A 21,408-nucleotide genomic window follows, 5' to 3' on the forward strand; every position below is an offset into this window, starting at 1 on the left:
GCCCGCCGCCAAGCGCCGCGATCAACACCGGCTAACGTCTTTCCATGACGGGGATGTGATGGCGGTGACGGGACAAATTTGCCGCACCTTGCAGCCATTTGCACTGGTCGCGTTCAATCGGACCATTTTACGATTTTTCCGGCTTGCACTCATAGGTAGCCGGGTCTAGCCATAGGGAGAGGATCAAAATCTGCCAGACTGTCTGTCCCCCGGAGTGGGGGCGTCCGGGCCGCGTTCCACGCGGCTGGGAGAAGCTTTGCGTTGCGGTCGATTTTCGGGGACGTTTAAATGCAAAAGGGTTTTCTGCTCGGTCTGTTCGCCTACGCGACCTTTCCATGGGCGATGCCACCATCAAGTCGCTTGGATCGCAGATCAGCGTTTTCGAAATCGGCTTCTTCAGCATTCTCTTTTCCGGCTTCTTCATCTTCTTCAGCAAGCCGCGTGAGGAAAGGTGGCGCGAATTCTGGCGCATGAGCCGGCCCTTCGCGGTGCACGGGCGCGCCATTTCCGGTCTTTTTGCGGGAATTTTTGGTATCTACGCCTTCACCACCATTCCGCTGGCGGAAGCCTATGCGCTGATCTTTCTGTCACCGCTCTTCGTCACCGTGCTTTCCGCCGTGGTGTTGAAGGAGAATATCGGGCCCTGGCGCTGGGCGGCGGTTCTGGCCGGCATCGTCGGCGTCATCCTCGTCGTGCGGCCAGGTTTCAAGACGCTGGAACTTGGGCATATCGCCGCTATAGGCGTCGCCTTCCTGGCGGCCATGACCATCGTGCTTTTGCGCTCGCTTGCGGGCAAGGAAAAGCGCACCTCGATCATGGGTGTGCTGCTGGTCTACGGCCTCACCTTCAACGGCATTGCCTCCATTCCCGATTTTGTCATGCCCAACCTGCACCAGCTGCTGGCCTTTGCCTTTATCGGGCTTTGCACGGCGACAGGGCAGATCACGCTTCTGGTGGCAACCCGCATTGCACCGGCAAGCCAGATCGCCCCTTCTCATTATTCGCAAATCCTGTGGGCAGTCGCGATGGGCATGGCCTTCTTCCACGAATATCCTGACGCCATTGCGGTACTCGGGCTCGCCGTCATCGCCGCATCCGGGCTGCTGACAATGATCCGGGAAAAGGTCAGGCTCGGCACGGTGCGCTGGAACCCGTTTTTCCGCAATCGCCTCTAATGCGCACAGCTATAACGGCTTGCCAACCTGATCCAGCAGCCAGGCCTGAAAGGCACGGGCGAGCGCATTGTCCTGCCGCCCTTCCGGCAGGGCGACATAATAGCTCTTGTCGGTCTGCAAAGGCATATCGAAAACGATTTCGAGGCGGCCGGAGGAAAGTTCTGCCTCGATGAGATATTTCGGCAGAAGGGCGAAACCGATACCGCTCGCGGCGGCTTCGATGATCATGGAAAACTGGTCGAAACGGCTGCCCTGATAGGCATTTTCGGCCATTACCCCGTTCATTTCCAGCCACTCCGTCCACAGTTTCGGGCGCGTGGTGACATGCAGCAATGGCTGCCGCGTCAGGTCTTCAGGCCGCGTCACCGCCGCATGGCGCAGCAGGGCAGGGCTGGCGACGGGTACGATCACCTCATCGCACAGGAATGTGCAGGTGCCATGTGCCCAGACCGGTTGGCCGTAGTGAATGGCCAGATCGAAGCCCTCCTCGTCGAAATCGAAGGGATGCGAGCGCGAGCCGATTGTGATCGTCATATCCGGGTTGGCGTCGATGAAGCGGTGCAGGCGCGGCATCAGCCAGCGGCTGCCGAAGGTCGGCAGCGTCGCGACGGATAGCGATGCATGCGATGTTCCCGCCGAAACCGCACGCACCATCAGCTGCTCGGATTGCTGCAACAGGCGCCGCACATCGGGCAGGAATTTGCGCCCCGCCTCTGAAAGGACCACCCGTCTGCGGATACGCTCGAAAAGCTGCATCCCCGTCTGCGCTTCGAGTTCGCCGATCTGTCGGCTGACAGCGCTCTGCGTGAGGTTGAGTTCTTCGGCAGCGCGGGTAAAATTGCCATGCCGTGCGGCGCATTCGAACGCCTGCAGGGTGACGATGTCAGGGACCAGTCTTCTACGCGGATCCATTCCATTCTCGCATCAACTTACCCGCTTTCCTCATTGGAAAAGGGTCATAATGCCCATATATGATTACGGGAAAGAATGGAACGGGGTTTTGCCGAGTTCGACGGAGCGAGTTCCCAGAACATATAACGAATTCCGGGGAAAGAAGAGCGACGGGAGTTGAAAGCGCCGTATCAAGGCGGCCTTTCCTCCCTCTCAGCCAGAAGGACGATTGATATGGATGCAACCACGAAGCTCGACGTGAAACAGGAAGCCGCCGCCCTGCTCGAGAGGATGGGCGTTGCCCGCGATCTCTACACTGGCGGCGACATGGCCTCTTTCAGCCCGGTGACAGGCGAGCGGATTGCAAGTCTGAAGACCGTTTCGGTCGAGGGCGTAGCGGCCGTCATCGACAGGGCGGATGCTGCCTTCAAGGCATGGCGTAATGTTCCCGCGCCGCGCCGTGGTGAGCTGATCCGGCTGCTTGGTGAAGAACTGCGCGCTTTCAAGGCCGATCTCGGCCGTCTCGTGTCGCTGGAAGCGGGCAAAATCCCGTCAGAAGGTCTGGGCGAAGTGCAGGAAATGATCGATATCTGCGATTTCGCGGTCGGTCTTTCCCGCCAGCTTTATGGCCTCACCATCGCCACCGAACGCCCCGGCCACCGGATGATGGAAACCTGGCATCCGCTCGGCGTCGTCGGCGTCATCTCCGCCTTCAACTTCCCCGTCGCCGTCTGGTCGTGGAATGCCGCACTTGCCCTCGTCTGTGGTAACGCGGTCGTCTGGAAGCCGTCCGAAAAGACGCCGCTGACGGCGCTTGCCGTGCAGGGCATTTTCGAACGCGCTGCCGCCCGCTTCGGCGATGCGCCGGAAGGTCTGTCCCAACTGCTGATCGGCGACCGCGCGGTCGGCGAGGCATTGGTGGATAATCCCAAGGTGCCGCTGGTTTCGGCCACCGGCTCCACCCGCATGGGCCGTGATGTCGGGCCGCGTCTGGCGAAACGCTTCGCCCGTGCCATTCTTGAACTCGGTGGCAACAATGCAGGCATCGTCTGCCCCTCTGCCGATCTCGACATGGCATTGCGCGCCATCGCCTTCGGTGCGATGGGCACGGCCGGCCAGCGCTGCACCACCCTTCGCCGCCTTTTCGTGCATGACAGCGTTTATGACGAGCTCGTGCCACGCCTGAAAAAGGCCTATGCTTCCGTCTCCGTCGGCAACCCGCTGGAAACCTCCGCACTCGTAGGCCCGCTGGTCGACAAGGCGGCATTCGAGGCCATGCAGAAAGCCCTCGAAGCGGCCAAGGCGGCCGGCGGCGTGGTGAATGGGGGCGGGCGCGTGGATACCGGTGCGGCAGATGCCTATTATGTGAAACCGGCGCTGGTCGAAATGCCGAAGCAGGTTGGCCCCGTTCTGGAAGAGACTTTCGCCCCGATCCTCTACGTCATGAAGTACAGCGATCTCGATCAGGCGATTGAAGCGCACAACGCCGTTGCCGCCGGTCTTTCGTCGTCCATTTTCACCCGCGACATACAGGAATCGGAACGTTTCCTGTCGTCGGAAGGCTCCGATTGCGGTATCGCCAACGTCAATATTGGCACGTCGGGTGCGGAAATCGGCGGTGCCTTCGGCGGTGAGAAGGAAACCGGCGGGGGCCGTGAATCCGGTTCGGATGCGTGGAAGGCGTATATGCGCCGCGCCACCAACACGATCAACTACTCCAAGGCGCTACCGCTGGCGCAGGGGGTTTCCTTCGATATCGAGTAATCGACTTTTCGATCGCGTTGTCGAAAGAGAAATTGATCCATCATGCCGGTGCGGCTTCCTCCGCGCCGGCATTTCTATTTGATGGGTCTGACAAGGGCCTCCGCGATGATTTGCGGAAAACATGTGGTTGCGCGAAATTTTATTCCCGCAACATTGCCGATATTGAATTATCGTCTCTCTATCGTTTTAATGGAAAACCATAGCATTGCTCCATATCGTGATCCGGCCAGAGGGGCTGGTGATAAGGAGATGAAATGCCAGCCATCACCCGACGCGCGCTTTCCGCCAGCCTTTTTGCCGCCGCCGCATTCTCCGTCCTGCCGCTGCAGGCAGGGGCGGCGGAAGAGTTGAAGATCGGTTATCAGAAAACCGGCCTGCCTGTTATCGCCCGCCAGCAGGGCGTCATCGAAAAGGCGCTCGAAGCCAAGGGCGTGAAGGTTTCATGGGTCGAATTCACCGCAGGCCCGCCGCTGGTGGAAGCCCTGAATGTCGGCTCCATCAATGTCGGCTGGACGGGTGATGCGCCGCCGATCTTCGGCCAGGCAGCGGGTTCGGCCATCGTTTATGTGGCGGCGCTTCCCTCGAACGGTAAGGGCGAGGCGATCTTCACCAAACCCGAAAGCGGCATCAAGTCGGTTGCCGATCTGAAGGGCAAGAAGGTTGGCGTTGGCAAAGGCACCAGTGCACATAACCTGCTCGTCGCGGCTCTGGAAAAGAACGGCCTGAAATTCAGCGATATCGAGGTGACCTATCTCAGTCCTGCCGATGCCGCGGCAGCTTTCGCCAGCGACAAGATCGACGCCTGGGCCGTCTGGGATCCTTTCTATGCGATTGCCGAAACCCGATACAAGCCGGTGACGCTGGCCCGCACCAGCGATGTGCTTGCTGTCAGCACCTATTTCCTCGCCAATCGCGACTACGCCAAATCGCATGGCGACACCATCAACACGACGATCGATGCGCTCGGTGAGGCCGCGAAATGGTCCGCCGCCAATCGCGACAAGGTCGCTGCGGCGCTGCATGAGGTGACGGGCGTGCCGCTGGAGGCACAGACGCTTGCCGCGAACCGTTCGGAATTCGGCATTACCAAGATCGATGACAAGATCATCGCCAGCCAGCAGGAAACGGCGGATCGCTTTTATCGTCTCGGCCTGATCCCGAAACAGATCAGCATCAAGGATGCCGTATGGTCGGGCGCCACCAACTGAGCCGGAGGGACATGCCGTGAGCAGCAGTAAGCGCATCGAGTTCGGCGGCATCATCGGCTGGCTGCTTCCCGCACTCATCCTTGCAGGATGGGAGGTGGCGGCGCGCGCGGGGGTGATTTCCGCCAATGTGCTGCCCGCCCCTTCCGCAGTCGCCGAAGCCTTCTGGCGGCTTCTGCTCTCGGGAGAACTCCTCGCCAATATCGGTGTCAGTTCCGCCCGTGCACTCGCCGGTTTCGCCATCGGCGGCTCCATCGGCTTCATCTTCGGGCTGGCGAACGGTCTGTCGAAGTTCTCCCGCAGTTTCACCGATACGACGCTGCAGATGATCCGCAACATTCCGCATCTGGCGCTCATTCCGCTCGTCATCCTGTGGTTCGGCATTGATGAAGAAGCGAAGCTCTTTCTGGTCGCGCTCGGCGTGTTTTTCCCGATCTATATCAACACGCTGCTCGGCATCCAGGGCGTCGATCCGCAACTGGTGGAAATGGGCCGTACCTACGGGATGTCGCCCTTCACGCTGTTCCGGCGGGTGATCCTGCCCGGCGCGCTGCCCTCGATTTTCACCGGCCTGCGTTATGCGCTCGGCATCATGTGGCTGACACTGATCGTGGCGGAAACCATTTCCTCCTCGTCGGGCCTCGGCTACATGGCCATGCAGGCGCGCGAGTTCCTGCTGATCGACGTCGTCGTTCTTTCGATCCTTATCTATGCGCTTCTCGGCAAGCTGGCCGACAGTTTTGCCCGCTTCCTCGAAAGCATCTTCCTGCAATGGCATCCAGCCTTCAAGAAAGTCTGAGGTAACCCATGTCGACCGGTAATGTGACGACGTTGAGACGCCCTGATGCCCAGCCATCCCCGCCGCCAGGAGCGGAGGCAAAGATCGAACCCGGCCCGAAATCGACCGAAGGCAAGGTTGCCTTCAGCTTCCGCAACGTCACGAAGAGCTTCGGCGACAAGCCGGTTCTGCGCGGCATCGATCTCGATGTGCGGCAAGGCGAGTTTCTGGCCATCATCGGCAAGAGCGGCTGTGGCAAGAGTACGCTTTTGCGTATTCTGGCCGGCCTCGACACGCCGACGACCGGAACCGTCTCTAAGGATGCCTCAAGCCGCACCCGCATGATGTTTCAGGAGCCGCGTCTTCTGCCGTGGGAGCGTATCGCAAATAACGTTTCAGTGGGATTGACCGGTATCGCCAAGGGCGAAGCGGCGCAGGAGCAGGCGCTTGCCATTCTTGAAGAGGTGGGACTGAAAGACCGGGCAGGGGAATGGCACTATGTGCTTTCCGGCGGCCAGAAGCAGCGTGTTGCGCTGGCGCGGGCGCTTGTCGCCCATCCGCAGATCCTGGCGCTGGATGAGCCGCTCGGCGCGCTCGACGCGCTCACGCGCATCGAAATGCAGCTTTTGCTGGAGCGCATCTGGCGCAAGCAGAAATTTACCGCCGTGCTCGTCACGCATGATGTTTCCGAGGCCGTGGCGCTCGCCGATCGCATCGTCGTCATCGATGAGGGCCGCATCGCACTCGACCTCGATGTGAAGCTGCCGCGTCCGCGCCGCCATGGCACGGCGGAGTTTGCGAGACTGGAAGAGCAGGTTCTGAACCAGCTCTTCGGCCGGGGAGAGGTTCCAGGGTAATAATGGGTGTCGCGGCAGGGCCAAGACCCTGCCGCCCCATGTTTTAGCCAATGCTCATCAGGCTGGCATTGCCGCCAGCGGCGGTGGTGTTGACGCTGACGGAGACCTCTTCCACCAGCCAGTCCAGCGCATAGGGCTGGCTTTCCCCGGAAAGCGCTTCCGTGGTAGCGGCCTGAACGAGAACCAGCGGACCGGAAAGAGCCGAGATTTTCCTGTTGATCTCAACCACACGCTCCGCATCGCCTTCAACCAGCGCACCGGCAAAGGGCCCTGACTTTGCCCAGTCATCCGCCCAGACGATGCGCGAGGTGACGGTTGCCGGCAAGCCATAGATCGACTTTTCAAGCCCCGACGCGTTGTCAATGACAACCGCATTTCCGGCCGCAAGCGCTGCCGCGAGCTGGCGGTAAAGCCCCTGTTCTGTTGCCGGGACCAGCAAAACCTTTCCGCGCGGATGCAGCGCATAGACATTTCTCTCACCGACAGGGCCTGCCAGTTCGGTCTCGAAGCCAAGGCCGGAAAGCGCCGCGGCCTGCCTTGCGGCTTCCGCCGCGACCGTCTCGCCGTTTTCGTCAAGCCAGCGAGCGAGATCGACGGCGGCCTGATCCTGCTGGCTGGCGATGCGGTCGATCTTCGGTGCCTTTTGCGTCATGCGCCCGAGATAGAGCGGGCCGCCCGCCTTGGGGCCCGTGCCGGAAAGACCGCGTCCGCCAAACGGCTGTACGCCGACGACTGCGCCGATGATGTTGCGGTTCACATAAAGATTGCCGGCCGCGACACGGGAGAGCACGTGCTGGATGGTATCATCGAGACGTGTGTGCAGACCGAAGGTCAGGCCGTAACCGGTGGCGTTGATCTCATCGATCAGCCGGTCGAGATTGTCGCGCTTGAAGCGGATGACATGCAGCACCGGACCGAAAACTTCGCGTTTCAGATCCGCAAGGGACTTCATCTCGATGATGGTCGGCGGCACGAACGTGCCCTTGCCGGTTTCTCCCGCAAGTGTGATCTGCTCGATGCGGTGACCGAGCGAACGCATGTCCTCGATGTGTTTTTCGATGATGCCCTTGGCCTCGGCGGTGATGACCGGGCCGACATCAACCGAGAGTCGATCGGTGCGGCCGATGCGCAGCTCATGCAGCGCGCCTTTCAGCATGGTCAGTGTGCGGTCCGCAACATCTTCCTGCAGGCAGAGAATGCGCAGCGCCGAGCAGCGCTGACCGGCACTGTCGAAGGCGGAAGCAATGACATCGGCGACGACCTGTTCGGCAAGAGCAGAGGAATCGACGATCATGGCATTCTGGCCGCCGGTTTCGGCAATCAGCGGTACCGGCTGGCCATTCGCCAGAACCCGGCCGGCAAGCTGCCCCTGAATGAGCCGCGCCACTTCCGTGGAGCCGGTGAACATGACGCCTGCCGTCAGCGGCGAGCCGACGAGTGCTGCACCCGTCTTGCCGTCGCCCGGCAGAAGCTGCACAGCGTCTTGCGGAACGCCCGCCTCATGCAGCAGGCGCACGCCCTGGGCGGCGATGAGCGGGGTCTCTTCAGCAGGCTTTGCCAGAACCGGATTACCGGCCACCAGCGCCGCCGTCACCTGACCGATGAAGATGGCGAGCGGGAAGTTCCATGGGCTGATGCAGACGACCGGGCCGAGCGGCTTTTCGCCGGCCGCGAAATTCCTGCGCGCTTCCGCTGCGTAATAACGCAGGAAGTCGATGGCCTCGCGCACCTCGGCAATGGCGTTCGGCATGGATTTTCCCGCCTCGCGCATGACAAGGCCGAGCAGATCGGGCATTTCGGCCTGCATGGCGTCGGCGGCGCGCTCCAGGCAGGCGGCGCGCTCTTCCACAGGGGTGGACGGCCAGTTCGAGGACGCCGCGCGCTGCATGGCCGCTTCCACATCAGCTTCAGTCGGTTCGGTGACGTATCCGACGATATCATTGTGGTCGCCCGGGTTGAGAACCGGCCGCGTTGCGCCGCCCGCTTGCGGCGCGGCCGCTTTCCACTCGGCCGATGCCCCCGCCTTCAGGACCTTGTCGAGAGCAGCGAGTGTCGTTTCGCTGGAGAGATCGAGGCCGGCGGAATTTTTACGTTGCGGCCCGAACAGGTCGGCAGGGGCGGCGATGCGGTCGTGACGTGCGCCGGGAACGTTATGGGCCTTGACGATGGCGACCGGGTCTTCCAGCAGGGAATCCACCGGCACCGCGGGATCGGCAATGCGGTTGACGAAAGAGGAGTTGGCACCGTTCTCCAGCAAGCGGCGGACGAGGTAGGCCAGCAACGTTTCATGGGTGCCGACCGGGGCGTAGAAGCGGCACGGCCGGTCGAGCTTCCTCTTGCCGACAACCTCGCTGTAAAGCGGTTCGCCCATGCCATGCAGGCACTGGAACTCGTAGTCGCCAAGTTTGAAGTCTGGACCGGCAAGATGATAGATCGTCGCCATGGACTGCGCATTATGGGTCGCAAATTGCGGGAATATCACATCGCGCGCGGCGAGCAGCTTGCGGGCGCAGGCAATGTAGGAGACATCGGTGTGCACCTTGCGGGTAAAGACCGGGAAGTCTTCCAGCCCCTCCACCTGCGCGCGCTTGATTTCGGCGTCCCAGTAGGCGCCCTTGACAAGACGCACCATGATGCGGCGGTTCGAACGGCGGGCAAGGTCGATAATGTAATCCAGAACGAACGGGCAGCGGCGGCCATAGGCCTGCACCACGAAACCGAGGCCGTTCCATCCGGCAAGGTCCTTGTCCAGCGCCAGTTCTTCCAGAAGATCAAGCGACAATTCCAGCCGGTCCGCTTCTTCAGCGTCGATATTCAGGCCGATATCGTATTTTTTGCTAAGCAGCATCAGTGATCTCACGCGGGGCAGAAGCTCTGCCATGACGCGTTCGGCCTGCGCGCGCGCATAACGTGGGTGCAGCGCTGAAAGCTTGATGGAAATGCCCGGACCGCCATAGATACCGCGCCCGGCAGAGGCCTTGCCGATGGCGTGGATGGCGTTTTCATAATCCTTGTAATAACGCTCCGCATCCTTTGCGGTGGTCGCGGCTTCGCCCAGCATGTCGTAGGAGTACTGAAAGCCCTGTTCTTCCAGCGGCCTGGAACGCTTGATCGCTTCCCCAATCGTCTCGCCGGTCACGAACTGCTCGCCCATCATGCGCATCGCCATATCGACGCCGCGGCGGATGACGGGTTCGCCAGCCCGGGCGATCAACTTGGTCAGCGCCGCCGAGAGGCCGCTATCGTTCACCGTCGAGGTAAGCTTGCCGGTGATGACGAGACCCCAGGTGGCGGCATTGACGAAGAGCGAGCGGCCGCCGCCAATATGGGATTTCCAGTCGCCGCGAGCGATCTTGTCGCGGATCAGCGCATCGCGGGTGGCGGTGTCGGGGATGCGCAGCAGGGCCTCGGCGAGGCACATCAACGCAACACCCTCGTGGCTGGAAAGCGAATATTCCTGGACCAGCCCTTCGACGCCGGTGCCCTTGGTCTTGGCGCGCAATGCTTCGATCAGTTTGCGAGCGGTCTCGCGAATGGCTTTCGCCTGTTCTGCCGTCACCGTCGCCGCCTCGATCAACGGCGCCATGCATTCTTCTTCGGTACGGCGATAGGCGGCAGTGATCGCCTTGCGCAGCAGGGTCTGCTCACGCACCGGCGGCGCAAAATTCTGGAAAATACCACTCGTCACTACACCGGCGTTGCTTGCACCATCGGCCATTCTGAAAATCCTGAAAACGCTGTTGAAGACAGACTGCCGGCGGCAGCGTGTCCTCAGCCCGCCGCTCGTCATCCCTACGCTCACAATATCATTGCCGCGAAAATTGCTATGGCCTTATTTTTAGCATAAAACAGGCAATACGAACTTTTATTGTCCCAATTCGGCGTGAAAATGAATGGCAAATAGTCAGAAAACAGACGGTTTGGATGACTTCGACCTCAAGATTCTCGAGGCGCTCAGCGAGGATGGGCGCATGTCCGTGCTGCAGCTGTCGAAAAAGGTAGGTCTTTCCAAGACACCCTGCCAGACGCGGCTGAAGCGACTGGTGGATGAGGGCTATATTCTCGGCTTCCGCGCCATGCTCAATCCGCAGAAACTCGGCGTCGACCATATCGCCTTTGCCGAGGTCAAGCTGTCCGATACTCGGGAAAAGGCACTGGAGGAGTTCAACACTGCGGTACGCAAGATCAAGGAAGTAGAAGAATGCCACATGATCGCCGGCGCCTTCGATTATCTCCTGAAGGTCCGCACCGGCGACATACGCAAATACAGAAGAGTATTGGGCGAAAAAATCTCGAGCCTGCCGTCTGTCGCTAACACGTCGACCTTTGTGGTCATGCAGTCCGTCAAGGAAACCGGCATCTAAAAAGAAGACGAAAAAACGGGCAGACTCGCGTCTGCCCGTTCGTTACCTTCTGCGTCCAGTCCTCTCAGCGCGCCGTTGCAGCGGCGGTGACGGCTGTCATCTGCGCGTCGGGACCGAACTCGTTTTCATTCTCGATGCCCAGCAGTTCCTGCAGGCGCAACCTTGCACGGCTGACGCGGCTCTTGATCGTGCCCACAGGGCATCCGCAGATTTCCGCCGCCTCTTCATAGGCGAAGCCGGAAGCTCCGATCAGCAGTATGGCTTCACGCTGGTCGTCGGGCAATTTCGCGAGCGCTGCGCGGAAATCCTGAAGGTCCACCGAGCCATGCTGTTCCGGCGGGACCGACATGCGGGACGTATAGACACCATCCGTGTCCTGCACCTCGCGGCCGGATTTGCGGATCTGGCTATAAAACTCGTTGCGCAGGATCGTTACCAGCCAGGCGCGCATATTGGTGCCGGGTTGATAACTGTCCTGTTTCGCCCAGGCTTTCATGATCGTGTCCTGCACGAGGTCGTCGGCCCGGTCCCTCGAACGGATCAGCGAAATTGCGAAGGCGCGAAGGTTGGGCAGTGCTGCCAGCATCTCGCGCTTGAAGTTGTATTCTGTCTGCTCCGGCTCTTTCGCCATCATTCCTCCAAAGCCTTGATTTTGGCTCTGCTTTCCGCTTCATCGAGTTTTTCGAGAAGGTCGAGGAATTTGTCAGGGATGCCTTCGTCCTGAACGGCATCATAAAGCTCCCTGAGCTTACGGGAAATCACCGCCCGCCCTGAGTGCGGGACCTGGGGGGCGGCCGGATTATCCGGCTGATCTTGGTCCGATTGAAATATGCTCATAACGTCCGGTATTCCTTTTTTGTCATGGCAAAGAATGCGCGGCGAAAAAAATAGTTCCGGTGGTTCGGAACTTTTTTTGCGATGTGCACGTTGCTATCTTGGGTTTGCGTTGCAGACCGCATGAAAGGGGAGAATTCCATGTCAGTTTCTACACGCATCGCACCGCACCTGCCATATCTGCGCAGGTTCGCGCGTGCCGTTTGCGGCTCACAATCAACGGGCGATGCCTATGTTGCGGCTACACTCGAAGCGCTGATCGCCGATATCAGCATCTTTCCGCAGACAAGCAGCGATCGTGTTTCGCTCTATCAATTGTTCGTATCGATCTTTAGTTCCGTCACGATCAATATTAAGGCCGACGAAAACCTGTCTGGATGGGAAAAACGCGCTTCCGCCAATTTGTCCGCCGTGCCGCCACTTGCCCGCCAGGCTTTCCTCCTGACAACCGTCGAGGAGTTCTCGCCTTCGGAGACGGCGGAGGTTCTGCGGGTATCCGAAGACCAGGTCGGTAAGCTCATCGACGAGGCAGCGTCTGAAATCGCCCGGCAGGTGGCGACCGATATCATGATCATCGAGGATGAACCGCTGATCGCCATGGATATCGAACAGATGGTCACCGATCTCGGCCATCGTGTGACGGGCATCGCCCGCACGCACACGGAAGCGCTCGATCTCTTCCATCGTACCCAGCCGAAGATGATCCTGGCCGACATCCAGCTCGCCGACGGCAGCTCCGGTCTCGATGCGATGAAGGACATCCTTCAGATGACCACCCTCCCGGTAATCTTCATCACGGCTTTCCCGGAGCGTCTTTTGACGGGTGAACGGCCCGAGCCGACATTCCTCGTAACGAAGCCCTTCAACCCGGACATGGTGAAAGCGCTCATCAGCCAGGCCCTGTTTTTCAACGAAAGCTCGCGCGTCGCGGCGTGAGATTTTGCCGAAACCGCACGCTGACCGGGAACCTCTCTGGTGCCCGGGCGTTGGCGGTTACGGTCGTGGGGCTGCCCCGCGACTTTCTGCAAGGAGATGAATTTGCATCGGCTGGCGTGGCATAACGCGGAGAGGGACGAAAGCGAACTTCACGATTCGCTCGTCCTTGCCTTGCTCGATTCGGGTGAGACAGTCATGCTCCAGGACCGCAACCGTGACTACATATTCGTGGCCAATCTTCCGGATGTCTGGAAGCTGCCGGCTGAATCCCCTCCAACTGATGAAAATCTGTTCGGAAAGGATTTGTCCGGGCGGTTGGCCGAGCTCAAGAAAGACATGGGCGCGGCTGGCAGTCGCGGCATGCTGGAAGTGGGCGCGGGCAATGATCGAGTCTTCCAGTTCCACGTGCACTCAACTTTGAATCAGATGAACCAGATGGTGATGAAAACCACCATCCGGGAAGTGACGGCGGAACGGCGACGCGAGCAACTTCTGCGTTCGTTGCTGCGCGAAGTCAGTCACCGTTCCAAGAATTTGCTGGCGATCATCCAGAGCCTTGCGGGCCAGACGGCCCGTTTCAGTCTCACCAAGGATGATTTCCTGCGCAAATTCCGGGGGCGCCTGCATGCGCTTGCCCAAAGCCAGGATCTCATCACCGATTCCGATTGGCGGGGGGCACGTATATTCGAGCTGCTGCGCCAGCAATTCGATCTCTATGTGCCTGAATATCCGAACCTCATCCATATGGAGGGCGAAAACCTGCTGCTCAATCCGAACGGCGCGCTCTATATCGGGCTCGCCTTTCACGAACTTGTTGTCAACACTGTCAGCCACAGCGGCAATCTCGCCTATCACCCGCCAATATCTCTGCAATGCCGGCAGGAGGGGGAGTTCTATATAGTCGAATGGAACGAGCCGATGACGCCGTCGAAGGAACCGGTGGAGGCAAGGCGCGGCAGTTTTGGCAGCGTCGTGCTGGAAAAGGTGGTTCCCTCCGCTCTGGGAGGAAGTGCCGAATATGAGCTTACTCCGGAGCGCATTGTTTATCGGCTGAAATTCCCCTCGGGCGACGTCGCAGATATGTAAGCGACGCACGCGGCCGGACGGACGTCTCGGCCGCCTTTCACTACAGAAGACATTAAAAAAGCACGGCTCAGAGAGAGCCGTGCTATTTCAATGACGGGTTTTCAGGGGCGAAACCCGTTTATACTGGGCCAAGCTTCAGGCGGGGACGGGGGAATTGCTTGGCCTGCATTAAAAACACACCTGGCGAGATTCGGTTCCAGCAAAATGTATATTTTTTGCGGTTCACGATTTATCGTCACTTTTGCGGGTCCGATTAGTTAGTGGGAGCCCGCCTGATCGGATCGTTTGGGCGTGAAGTAACGCATCGGCGCCTCCAGCGCCCATTCGAAACCGCTTTCACGATATTCCGTTGTCACATTCCCTCCGAAAGCGCCTTCCGCATGCCTCTTGATGACCGTAGTCCCGAAACCCTTGCGGCTGGGCTCCTGCGCCGGGGGGCCACCCGTTTCGGTCCATACAAGATGAAGCATCTGCCGCCCGTCTTTTTCAACCGATTTCCAACGGACAGTAATTTTGCCTGAGGGCGCGGACAAAGCGCCGTATTTTATGGAATTTGTGGTAAGCTCATGCACGACGAGGCCAAAATTCTGCGCGGCCTCGGGCGAGAGCATGAAATCGTCTCCCGCCAGAACAAAACGCTCTGCCACCGTGCCAAAAACATCGAGGTGGGTCTCGATCAGTTTCCGGATTGGCAAGCCCTGCCACTGAACTTCCGCCAAGGCCCGGATCGACATGCCGAGGCCGCGCAGGCGATGGTCCACCTCTTTCTGGAATTCCGGAATGCTTTTATTCTCGCGGCCCAGTTGCCGTATCATCGCCTGAACAAGCGTGAGAATGTTCTTGGAGCGGTGCACCAGCTCATGCAGCAGCAATTGCAGCCTTTCTTCTGACTGGCTTCTGTCGAAGGAGGCGTTTGAAAGCGCGATGGCCACCTGATTGGCCTCTTTTATCTTGGTGTCCACCGGCGCGACGATCTCACCTTCACCAATGCGCTCGGCCATGAGGGTCAGGTCGCGGATCGAGCTGCGCAATTGCCGCCCCACCAGATAGGCGCCGCCTATAGCAATCAAAACGAGTACCAGGCTGCCGATCATCATCTGCCGCCAGGTATCGACCAGCGCAGCCTGACTTGCGGCAAGCGGCCCCCACATGACGGTTTTCCACTGCCAGCCAGGCAATTGCGCATAGGCGTAAAGATTGCCCTTGCCGTCGAAAAAATTGCCGCTGAAGGCCTGCATTTCGGAGAGTATGGCCGGGGTGACGAACGGTTTGCCAATCGCCGCCTCGTCAGGAGCGGTGGATACAACGACACGATTGGTGCCGTCGATGATAGCGACCGCCCAGTTTCGCGGCAGGTTCTCGGTGGAGATGAGCCGGCTCAGGTCACTGGCGTTCTGCGTCAGGATGAGGGCGTCTCCGGCAGACCCGAGTTCCGGATCGAGCGGCATGGTAACGTTGAACACCCATTCCTTGCTGGTTGAGCCGAAAAAAATGTTCGATACCGTTATACGGCGGGATTCTATCGCTTTGGCGAGATCGGCCTCGACCGGCACCTTGCCGAGAGGCTTGCCGAAGGGCACACGGGTGTTGAGATGCTGCTGGCCATCCTTGGTGGCAAGAATGGCATAAAGACCCTCCCGTTTCAGGCTGTCTGCTACGCGTCCCTGAAAGGCGGCGAGATTGCCGCTTTCGAGTTCGGGAAATTGCGACAGCAGATTAAGCGAGGTGGCGATTTCCTGCAGACGGCGATCGATGTTGCGACTGACGACCCGTACATCCTCGATCGTCTCGCGCTGCAGGTCGTCGCGTTTTTCCGCTTCCAGGCGGAGCATCAAGTAGCCGACGAAAAGGATCAGCGGCAAAGTGATGACGGTCGCCATCACCACCAGATAGGTGCCGATGGAGGCGGTCGGGAAAAAATTCGCGCTACGCCGACGCAAAGCCGAGATCATGTTCTTCAGTCTGTTGCCGGGTCGAGGCATATAAAAACTCCGGCATTTATCCCTTTGTTACGACATGGATAATACCGCGCCATACCCCATTGGCAATGGCTGATTTCTTACCTTTGGTTGTTGTGGTTCACGACATCTCCCAAAGCCGTGATTGAAAAAATCGGAACTATTTGGACAACCATGCCGTTTGCCAGTCGAACCGGTCGAAGAGCGGAAAAATGTTTCCGCCGGCCAGTTGAGAACGATGAAAGGAAGGTACGAAATGGCAAAGAAACTTACGATCCTCGTCACCGCCGCCCTCATGGGCACGACGGCTTTCGCGCCGCTTGCCATCGCTCAGGGCACGACGCAGCCCGCGCCGGCAAATCCGAGCGCACAGACTGAACCGGCGACGCCGCCAGCGACGCCCATGGCTCCTGCAGCACCCTCGGCCAATGACAGCGCAGCCACGACCACCGGCGGAGCCTATCTGACGGAGCAGGGCGAAACGCAAATCAGCGCCAATGACTATATCGGCAAGTCTGTCTACACAGCGGCCGATGAGAGCATCGGCAATGTGACGAACCTCATCATGGAACAGGACGGCGGTCTGGTTGCAGCGGTGATCGGTGTTGGCGGCTTCCTGGGTATCGGCGCCAAGGACGTGGCCGTTCCCATGGACAAGGTGACGATGACGCGCAACGCGCAGGACGGCACCATTCGCCTGACGACGACCGAAACCGCGGAAACGCTGAAGGCAGCGCCGGAATTCAAGACGCTGGAGCAGAAGACCAGCGAGCAGAACGCGGCAACCCCGGCGGCACCCGACAGCACCACCACTTCGGCGACAAAGCCGTAAATCCCATACCTGGGAGGCAGGAGCGGGAACAGGCGCCATCCGCCGTCCCGCGGGAGACACCGGCCGTCGGCCGGTGTCTTTTTATCAACTGACTGGTTTATTCACCCGCGTTCCGCGACGAATGCCATGCCCAGGCGGATTTGATGATATCGGAAAGAGAATAGCGCGGTTCCCAGCCCAGAACCTCTTTCGCCTTTTCGTTATTTGCCACCAGTGTTGTCGAATCGCCATCCCGACGCCCGGTATATTCGACGGGGAAGGGCCGACCGGAGACTTCCGAAATCGCTGCCAGCAATTCTTTGACCGTTGTGCCCGTGCCGGTGCCGAGGTTGAGTTCCACGGTTTCCCCGCCCGCCAGCAGATAATCCACTGCACGCACATGGGCGTCGGCGAGATCGAGAATGTGGATGTAGTCGCGCACGCAGGTTCCATCGCGCGTGTCGTAATCCGTGCCAAATACCTTGAAACCCTGACGCCGGCCGAGTGCGGCCTCGATGGCCAGCGGGATCGCATGGGTTTCCGGTTTGTGCCATTCGCCGATGCGGCCTTCGAAATCAGCTCCTGCGGCATTGAAGTAGCGCAGCATTACCGAGCGTAGCCCCTTATAGGCGCTGTAATCCTTCAGCGCCTGCTCGACCACCCATTTGGTGCGGCCATAGGGGTTGATCGGCGCCTGCCGGTGCGTTTCGTCGATCGGGACCTGTTCCGGCAGACCATAGGTGGCGCAGGTGGAGGAGAATACGAAGGCATTGACACCGGCATCGATGGCGGACGAAAGCAGGTTGAGCGAGCCGATGACGTTGTTGTCATAGAAAGCCACGGGCTGCTTGACCGATTCACCGACCTCGATCAGTGCCGCGAAATGCAGAACCGCCTCCGGCCGGTGTTTGGCGAAGACTTCGTCCAGCCGCGCCCGGTCGCGAATATCGCCCTGTTCGAAAGGCCCCCAGCGGACGAATTCCTCATGCCCGTTGGAGAGATTGTCAAAAACGACGGGTTCATACCCTCTTTCAGAGAGGAGAAGGCACGTGTGCGAACCGATATAGCCGGCACCACCGACGACAAGGACTTTCTTCTTCATCAATTGCCTTTCAAAAAATTACGGATGCGCCGAGACTGTATGTTACTTTGTTTAAATAAGGGCGGCGTGACGCAGTGCGCCATCAACCAGTCTATCCTTCGCGGGTAACATAAAAAAAACCGCGCATCCATGGGCCGGATGCGCGGTTGGTGTCGCTGGCGAGCCAAGAAGTTACTTGGTCTTTTTTGTACCTGCTCTCGTGGCGAGAAACCCGGCTGCGACGGCGACGGCAAGTGTCGCATAGGGGCGCGCCTGTATCGCGAGTGAAAGCAACGACTGAAGAGCAAGCGGCGCCGCCGTCAGCGGCGCTGCGGCGGCGAGTGGCGTGACCGGCCTTGTTGCATAGACCCTTGGACGCTTCAGGATGGCGAGCGCCACAAGCATGATGACTCCAAGCAGAAACGCGGATCCGGCGACGACCAGCGCTGCAGGGCCTGCGCCGACGTGCCGGGCGAGGTAAATCGATCCGGCTACAACGGCCGCCACGAAGGCTATCAGGAAAAATATTCCCGCCAGCACCGATAATATGATGACAGAGCGCAGTCGTCTCGTGACGACACGCCCTTCACGCTGGGTCTCCCCCAGATAGACCAGCAATGCCTCAAGCATGAGCTTATCGACGTGTCAGGAGGGCAAGAACGAAACCGACGCCGACCGCGATGCCGAGCGACTGGAGCGGGTTTCGCTGGACCTGGTCCGTCAGATTGTCATTCAGCGTTGAAATCTCGTTGCGCACGGTATCCGCCATGTCGCTCGATGCGGAGATGGCATCGTCCGCAACACGGGCGGCCTGAGCTTTCAGTTCATGCGAAGCACCGACGCCAAGCGCCTTCACGCTCTTGGCAAGATTTGCCAGATCTTCGCGAAGCTGGGCGAGCTGCGCGGCCACATCGGCTGCATCACCGCTTTCGAGGGATTGCTGGATCTTGTCATTAACGCTGCTACGCACGCTTGCCATGAGTGAAGTCCTTCTTGAACATCGTTGATGGAGATGGCGACATGTCCATGACTGACGCCGCTTGACTTTCATTACGGCGGTAGAAATTACCCGCCTGTCCGTGATTGAAACGCAGCGACACCGACTTGGTTCCGCAACGTCATGTGTTTTCTTCGTCCCGCTCGACGCGCCTCATTTTTAAGGAATTAGCCCCCGGACATTTGTTTTCCTGTAACAAGCATCATATAAGGCCCATCATCCAAGACCGACCTTGACTTCAATCAATATGTGAAACGAGATGCTGCAGACGCCATATTACCTCATCGACAAGACAAAACTTCTTCGCAACATGGAGAAGATTGCCTATGTGCGGGAAAAATCCGGTGCCAAGGCGCTGTTGGCGTTGAAATGCTTCGCCACCTGGTCGGTGTTCGACTTCATGTCGCAATATATGGATGGCACCACTTCCTCCTCGCTTTATGAAGTCCGTCTTGGCCGCGAGAAATTCGGCGGTGAAACCCACGCCTACTCCGTTGCCTATGCCGATTACGAGATCGACGAGGTGATTGCGAATGCCGACAAGATTATCTTCAATTCCGTCGGCCAGCTGGAGCGCTTTGCCGACAAGGCGTCCGGCATCACGCGCGGTCTGCGCCTCAATCCGCAGGTCAGCTCCTCGAGCTTCGATCTCGCCGATCCCGCACGTCCGTTCAGCCGCCTTGGCGAATGGGATGTTGCCAAGGTCGACAAGGTCATGGATCGCATTTCCGGTTTCATGATCCACAATAACTGCGAAAACAGCGATTTTGCCCTGTTCGACCGCATGCTGACGCAGATCGAGGAAAAATTCGGATCGCTGCTGTCGCGTGCCGAATGGGTCAGCCTCGGCGGCGGCATTCATTTCACTGGCGACGATTACCCGCTCGACCAGTTCTGCGACCGTCTGCGTGCCTTCTCAGAAAAATACGGTGTGCAGGTGTATCTCGAGCCGGGCGAAGCCTCGATCACGAAGAGCACGACGCTCGAAGTGACGGTTCTCGACACGCTGTTCAACGGCAAGAACCTCGCTATCGTCGACAGCTCCATCGAAGCGCACATGCTCGATCTTCTGATCTATCGTGAGAGCGCCAAGGTATCGCCGAACGAGGGCGAACATCCCTATATGGTTTGCGGCAAGTCCTGCCTCGCTGGCGATATTTTCGGCGATTTCCGCTTCGACAAGGAGCTGAAAGTGGGTGACCGCATCTCCTTCCAGGACGCAGCCGGTTACACCATGGTCAAGAAAAACTGGTTCAACGGCGTGAAGATGCCGACGATCGCCATCAAGGAACTCGACGGCTCGGTTCGCGCCGTCCGTGAATTCGACTTTGCCGATTTCGAGCAAAGCCTGTCTTAAACCCTGTTTCAACATCCAACGAAGCTCATCCCTGCGGGGAAAAGGAGGCATCACCTGAAATGAAGAAGAACGTTCTGATCATCGGCGCCGGTGGCGTAGCACAGGTCGTGGCGCATAAATGCGCCCAGAACAGCGATGTATTGGGAGACATTCATATTGCGTCACGGACTTTGGAAAAGTGCCGCAAGATTGTCGAGTCCGTACGCGAAAAGAAGAGCCTCAAGACAGATGTGAAACTTGAGGCCCATGCGCTTGACGCGATGGATATCGAGGCGACGAAAGCCTTGATCAACAAGACCGGCGTACAGATCGTCATCAACGTCGGTTCGGCTTTCGTCAACATGTCCGTTCTTCGTGCCTGCATGGACACGGGTGTTGCCTATATGGATACGGCGATCCACGAGGATCCCACCAAGATTTGCGAGACGCCGCCGTGGTATGGAAACTACGAGTGGAAGCGTGCTGAAGAATGCAAGGAGAAGGGCATTACTGCCATTCTCGGTGTCGGTTTTGACCCGGGCGTCGTCAACGCCTATGCGCGTCTTGCCAAGGATGAGTATTTCGACAAGGTCACCTCGGTCGATATCGTCGACATCAATGCCGGCAGCCATGGCCGCTGGTTCTCCACTAACTTCGATCCGGAAATCAACTTCCGTGAGTTCACCGGGGTCGTTTATTCCTGGCAGAATGGCCAGTGGCAGACCAACCAGATGTTCGAAGTCGGCCAGGAATTCGATCTGCCTGTCGTCGGCAAGCAGAAGGCCTATATGACCGGCCATGACGAAGTGCATTCGCTGTCCAAGAACATGGACGGCGCTGATGTCCGCTTCTGGATGGGGTTCGGCGATCACTATATCAATGTCTTCACCGTGCTGAAGAACCTCGGGCTGCTCTCCGAAAAGCCGGTCAAGACGGCTGAAGGTCTGGAAGTCGTGCCGCTGAAGGTGGTCAAGGCCGTGCTGCCCGATCCGTCTTCGCTGGCGCCCGATTATGTCGGCAAAACCTGCATTGGTGATATCGTCAAGGGTATCAAGGACGGCAAGGAACGCGAAGTTTTCATCTACAATGTGGCTGACCATAAGGAAGCCTATGAAGAAGTCGGCTCGCAGGGCATTTCCTACACAGCCGGCGTTCCGCCGGTTGCTGCCGCCATGTTGATAGCGACGGGCGAATGGGATGTGAAGCAGATGGCAAACGTTGAAGAACTGCCACCGAAGCCGTTCCTGAACCTTCTGAACAAGATCGGTCTTCCGAACCGCATCAAGGACGAAAACGGCGATCGCGCGCTCGAATTCTGATTGTCGGTGTTGTGAT

The 21,408-nt window shown here is 59.0% G+C and carries 18 protein-coding genes and 1 pseudogene; 11 read left to right on the forward strand and 8 right to left on the reverse strand.

The window, feature by feature from the left end:
- Positions 1–288 precede the first annotated feature (288 nt).
- Positions 289–1,175, forward strand: a pseudogene (locus tag ACZ47E_RS15270) (DMT family transporter).
- A 9-nt stretch (positions 1,176–1,184) separates the two neighbouring features.
- On the opposite strand, the gene ACZ47E_RS15275 reads toward ACZ47E_RS15270, so the two are convergent.
- Positions 1,185–2,087 (reverse strand): LysR family transcriptional regulator, encoded by a 903-nt coding sequence (locus tag ACZ47E_RS15275; protein ID WP_006698048.1) that lies wholly within the window; start codon positions 2,085–2,087, stop codon positions 1,185–1,187.
- A 213-nt stretch (positions 2,088–2,300) separates the two neighbouring features.
- On the opposite strand from ACZ47E_RS15275, the gene amaB reads away from it, so the two are divergent.
- The 4 genes from amaB (at position 2,301) to ACZ47E_RS15295 (ending at position 6,670) form a co-directional block, all read left to right on the forward strand.
- Positions 2,301–3,830 carry an L-piperidine-6-carboxylate dehydrogenase gene (gene amaB, locus ACZ47E_RS15280; protein ID WP_278067675.1) on the forward strand — a complete coding sequence of 510 codons (1,530 nt, stop codon included), beginning with the start codon at positions 2,301–2,303 and terminating at the stop codon, positions 3,828–3,830.
- Positions 3,831–4,084: 254 nt separating this feature from the next.
- A complete protein-coding gene (locus ACZ47E_RS15285) occupies positions 4,085–5,038 on the forward strand; it encodes an aliphatic sulfonate ABC transporter substrate-binding protein (RefSeq protein WP_035210700.1) in 954 nt (317 codons plus the stop codon).
- Between the two features lie 16 nt (positions 5,039–5,054).
- Entirely contained in the window at positions 5,055–5,834 is a 780-nt protein-coding gene (locus ACZ47E_RS15290) for an ABC transporter permease subunit (RefSeq protein ID WP_004437949.1), read from the forward strand.
- Positions 5,835–5,842: 8 nt separating this feature from the next.
- Entirely contained in the window at positions 5,843–6,670 is an 828-nt protein-coding gene (locus ACZ47E_RS15295) for an ABC transporter ATP-binding protein (RefSeq protein ID WP_464017007.1), read from the forward strand.
- Positions 6,671–6,713: 43 nt separating this feature from the next.
- Here ACZ47E_RS15295 and putA read toward each other — a convergent pair whose 3' ends face one another.
- On the reverse strand, positions 6,714–10,388 hold the full coding sequence (putA, locus tag ACZ47E_RS15300) for a trifunctional transcriptional regulator/proline dehydrogenase/L-glutamate gamma-semialdehyde dehydrogenase (RefSeq protein WP_278067673.1): 3,675 nt from the start codon (positions 10,386–10,388) through the stop codon (positions 6,714–6,716).
- Positions 10,389–10,563: 175 nt separating this feature from the next.
- Here putA and ACZ47E_RS15305 point away from each other — a divergent pair, with 175 nt between their 5' ends.
- On the forward strand, positions 10,564–11,034 hold the full coding sequence (locus tag ACZ47E_RS15305; RefSeq protein WP_278067672.1) for an Lrp/AsnC family transcriptional regulator: 471 nt from the start codon (positions 10,564–10,566) through the stop codon (positions 11,032–11,034).
- A gap of 64 nt (positions 11,035–11,098) precedes the next feature.
- On the opposite strand, the gene ACZ47E_RS15310 is transcribed toward ACZ47E_RS15305, so the two are convergent.
- Together ACZ47E_RS15310 and ACZ47E_RS15315 are read right to left on the reverse strand one after the other, a co-directional pair.
- The gene (locus ACZ47E_RS15310) at positions 11,099–11,665 is read right to left on the reverse strand and encodes a sigma-70 family RNA polymerase sigma factor (protein WP_004437960.1); all 567 of its coding nucleotides are present in this window, start codon (positions 11,663–11,665) and stop codon (positions 11,099–11,101) included.
- Positions 11,665–11,871, reverse strand: a complete 207-nt coding sequence (locus ACZ47E_RS15315; protein WP_004437962.1) for a NepR family anti-sigma factor — start codon at positions 11,869–11,871, stop codon at positions 11,665–11,667. Before ACZ47E_RS15315 ends, ACZ47E_RS15310 begins: the two co-directional genes overlap by 1 nt.
- 138 nt (positions 11,872–12,009) lie before the next feature.
- Here ACZ47E_RS15315 and ACZ47E_RS15320 point away from each other — a divergent pair, with 138 nt between their 5' ends.
- Entirely contained in the window at positions 12,010–12,804 is a 795-nt protein-coding gene (locus tag ACZ47E_RS15320; RefSeq protein ID WP_004437964.1) for a response regulator, read from the forward strand.
- Positions 12,805–12,900: 96 nt separating this feature from the next.
- Positions 12,901–13,890 (forward strand): sensor histidine kinase, encoded by a 990-nt coding sequence (locus ACZ47E_RS15325; RefSeq protein ID WP_034500236.1) that lies wholly within the window; start codon positions 12,901–12,903, stop codon positions 13,888–13,890.
- 257 nt (positions 13,891–14,147) lie between these two features.
- Here ACZ47E_RS15325 and ACZ47E_RS15330 read toward each other — a convergent pair whose 3' ends face one another.
- Positions 14,148–15,872, reverse strand: coding sequence for a sensor histidine kinase (locus ACZ47E_RS15330; RefSeq protein ID WP_137069806.1), 1,725 nt, complete (start codon positions 15,870–15,872; stop codon positions 14,148–14,150).
- A gap of 232 nt (positions 15,873–16,104) precedes the next feature.
- Here ACZ47E_RS15330 and ACZ47E_RS15335 point away from each other — a divergent pair, with 232 nt between their 5' ends.
- The gene (locus ACZ47E_RS15335; RefSeq protein WP_004437975.1) at positions 16,105–16,680 is read left to right on the forward strand and encodes a PRC-barrel domain-containing protein; all 576 of its coding nucleotides are present in this window, start codon (positions 16,105–16,107) and stop codon (positions 16,678–16,680) included.
- Between the two features lie 97 nt (positions 16,681–16,777).
- On the opposite strand, the gene galE is transcribed toward ACZ47E_RS15335, so the two are convergent.
- From galE to ACZ47E_RS15350, 3 genes are all read right to left on the reverse strand, one after another.
- A complete protein-coding gene (gene galE, locus ACZ47E_RS15340; RefSeq protein WP_004437978.1) occupies positions 16,778–17,761 on the reverse strand; it encodes a UDP-glucose 4-epimerase GalE in 984 nt (327 codons plus the stop codon).
- A gap of 171 nt (positions 17,762–17,932) precedes the next feature.
- Positions 17,933–18,370 (reverse strand): hypothetical protein, encoded by a 438-nt coding sequence (locus tag ACZ47E_RS15345; protein ID WP_004437980.1) that lies wholly within the window; start codon positions 18,368–18,370, stop codon positions 17,933–17,935.
- A gap of 4 nt (positions 18,371–18,374) precedes the next feature.
- Positions 18,375–18,719 (reverse strand): ElaB/YgaM/YqjD family protein, encoded by a 345-nt coding sequence (locus ACZ47E_RS15350; protein WP_004437983.1) that lies wholly within the window; start codon positions 18,717–18,719, stop codon positions 18,375–18,377.
- A 277-nt stretch (positions 18,720–18,996) separates the two neighbouring features.
- Here ACZ47E_RS15350 and nspC point away from each other — a divergent pair, with 277 nt between their 5' ends.
- Together nspC and ACZ47E_RS15360 are read left to right on the forward strand one after the other, a co-directional pair.
- Positions 18,997–20,094 (forward strand): carboxynorspermidine decarboxylase, encoded by a 1,098-nt coding sequence (nspC, locus tag ACZ47E_RS15355; protein WP_278067671.1) that lies wholly within the window; start codon positions 18,997–18,999, stop codon positions 20,092–20,094.
- A 59-nt stretch (positions 20,095–20,153) separates the two neighbouring features.
- The gene (locus ACZ47E_RS15360) at positions 20,154–21,392 is read left to right on the forward strand and encodes a saccharopine dehydrogenase family protein (RefSeq protein WP_004437987.1); all 1,239 of its coding nucleotides are present in this window, start codon (positions 20,154–20,156) and stop codon (positions 21,390–21,392) included.
- Positions 21,393–21,408: the final 16 nt, after the last annotated feature.

The organism is Agrobacterium sp. 5Ca39 (assembly GCF_055382365.1).

Coding starts and splice junctions, on each gene's coding strand:
- ACZ47E_RS15275 (WP_006698048.1), bottom strand. CDS start 2,087: ATGGATCCGCGTAGAAGACTGGTCCCTGACATCGTCACCCTGCAGGCG.
- amaB (WP_278067675.1), top strand. CDS start 2,301: ATGGATGCAACCACGAAGCTCGACGTGAAACAGGAAGCCGCCGCCCTG.
- ACZ47E_RS15285 (WP_035210700.1), top strand. CDS start 4,085: ATGCCAGCCATCACCCGACGCGCGCTTTCCGCCAGCCTTTTTGCCGCC.
- ACZ47E_RS15295 (WP_464017007.1), top strand. CDS start 5,843: ATGTCGACCGGTAATGTGACGACGTTGAGACGCCCTGATGCCCAGCCA.
- putA (WP_278067673.1), bottom strand. CDS start 10,388: ATGGCCGATGGTGCAAGCAACGCCGGTGTAGTGACGAGTGGTATTTTC.
- ACZ47E_RS15305 (WP_278067672.1), top strand. CDS start 10,564: ATGGCAAATAGTCAGAAAACAGACGGTTTGGATGACTTCGACCTCAAG.
- ACZ47E_RS15310 (WP_004437960.1), bottom strand. CDS start 11,665: ATGGCGAAAGAGCCGGAGCAGACAGAATACAACTTCAAGCGCGAGATG.
- ACZ47E_RS15315 (WP_004437962.1), bottom strand. CDS start 11,871: ATGAGCATATTTCAATCGGACCAAGATCAGCCGGATAATCCGGCCGCC.
- ACZ47E_RS15320 (WP_004437964.1), top strand. CDS start 12,010: ATGTCAGTTTCTACACGCATCGCACCGCACCTGCCATATCTGCGCAGG.
- ACZ47E_RS15325 (WP_034500236.1), top strand. CDS start 12,901: ATGAATTTGCATCGGCTGGCGTGGCATAACGCGGAGAGGGACGAAAGC.
- ACZ47E_RS15330 (WP_137069806.1), bottom strand. CDS start 15,872: ATGCCTCGACCCGGCAACAGACTGAAGAACATGATCTCGGCTTTGCGT.
- ACZ47E_RS15335 (WP_004437975.1), top strand. CDS start 16,105: ATGGCAAAGAAACTTACGATCCTCGTCACCGCCGCCCTCATGGGCACG.
- galE (WP_004437978.1), bottom strand. CDS start 17,761: ATGAAGAAGAAAGTCCTTGTCGTCGGTGGTGCCGGCTATATCGGTTCG.
- ACZ47E_RS15345 (WP_004437980.1), bottom strand. CDS start 18,370: ATGCTTGAGGCATTGCTGGTCTATCTGGGGGAGACCCAGCGTGAAGGG.
- ACZ47E_RS15350 (WP_004437983.1), bottom strand. CDS start 18,719: ATGGCAAGCGTGCGTAGCAGCGTTAATGACAAGATCCAGCAATCCCTC.
- nspC (WP_278067671.1), top strand. CDS start 18,997: ATGCTGCAGACGCCATATTACCTCATCGACAAGACAAAACTTCTTCGC.
- ACZ47E_RS15360 (WP_004437987.1), top strand. CDS start 20,154: ATGAAGAAGAACGTTCTGATCATCGGCGCCGGTGGCGTAGCACAGGTC.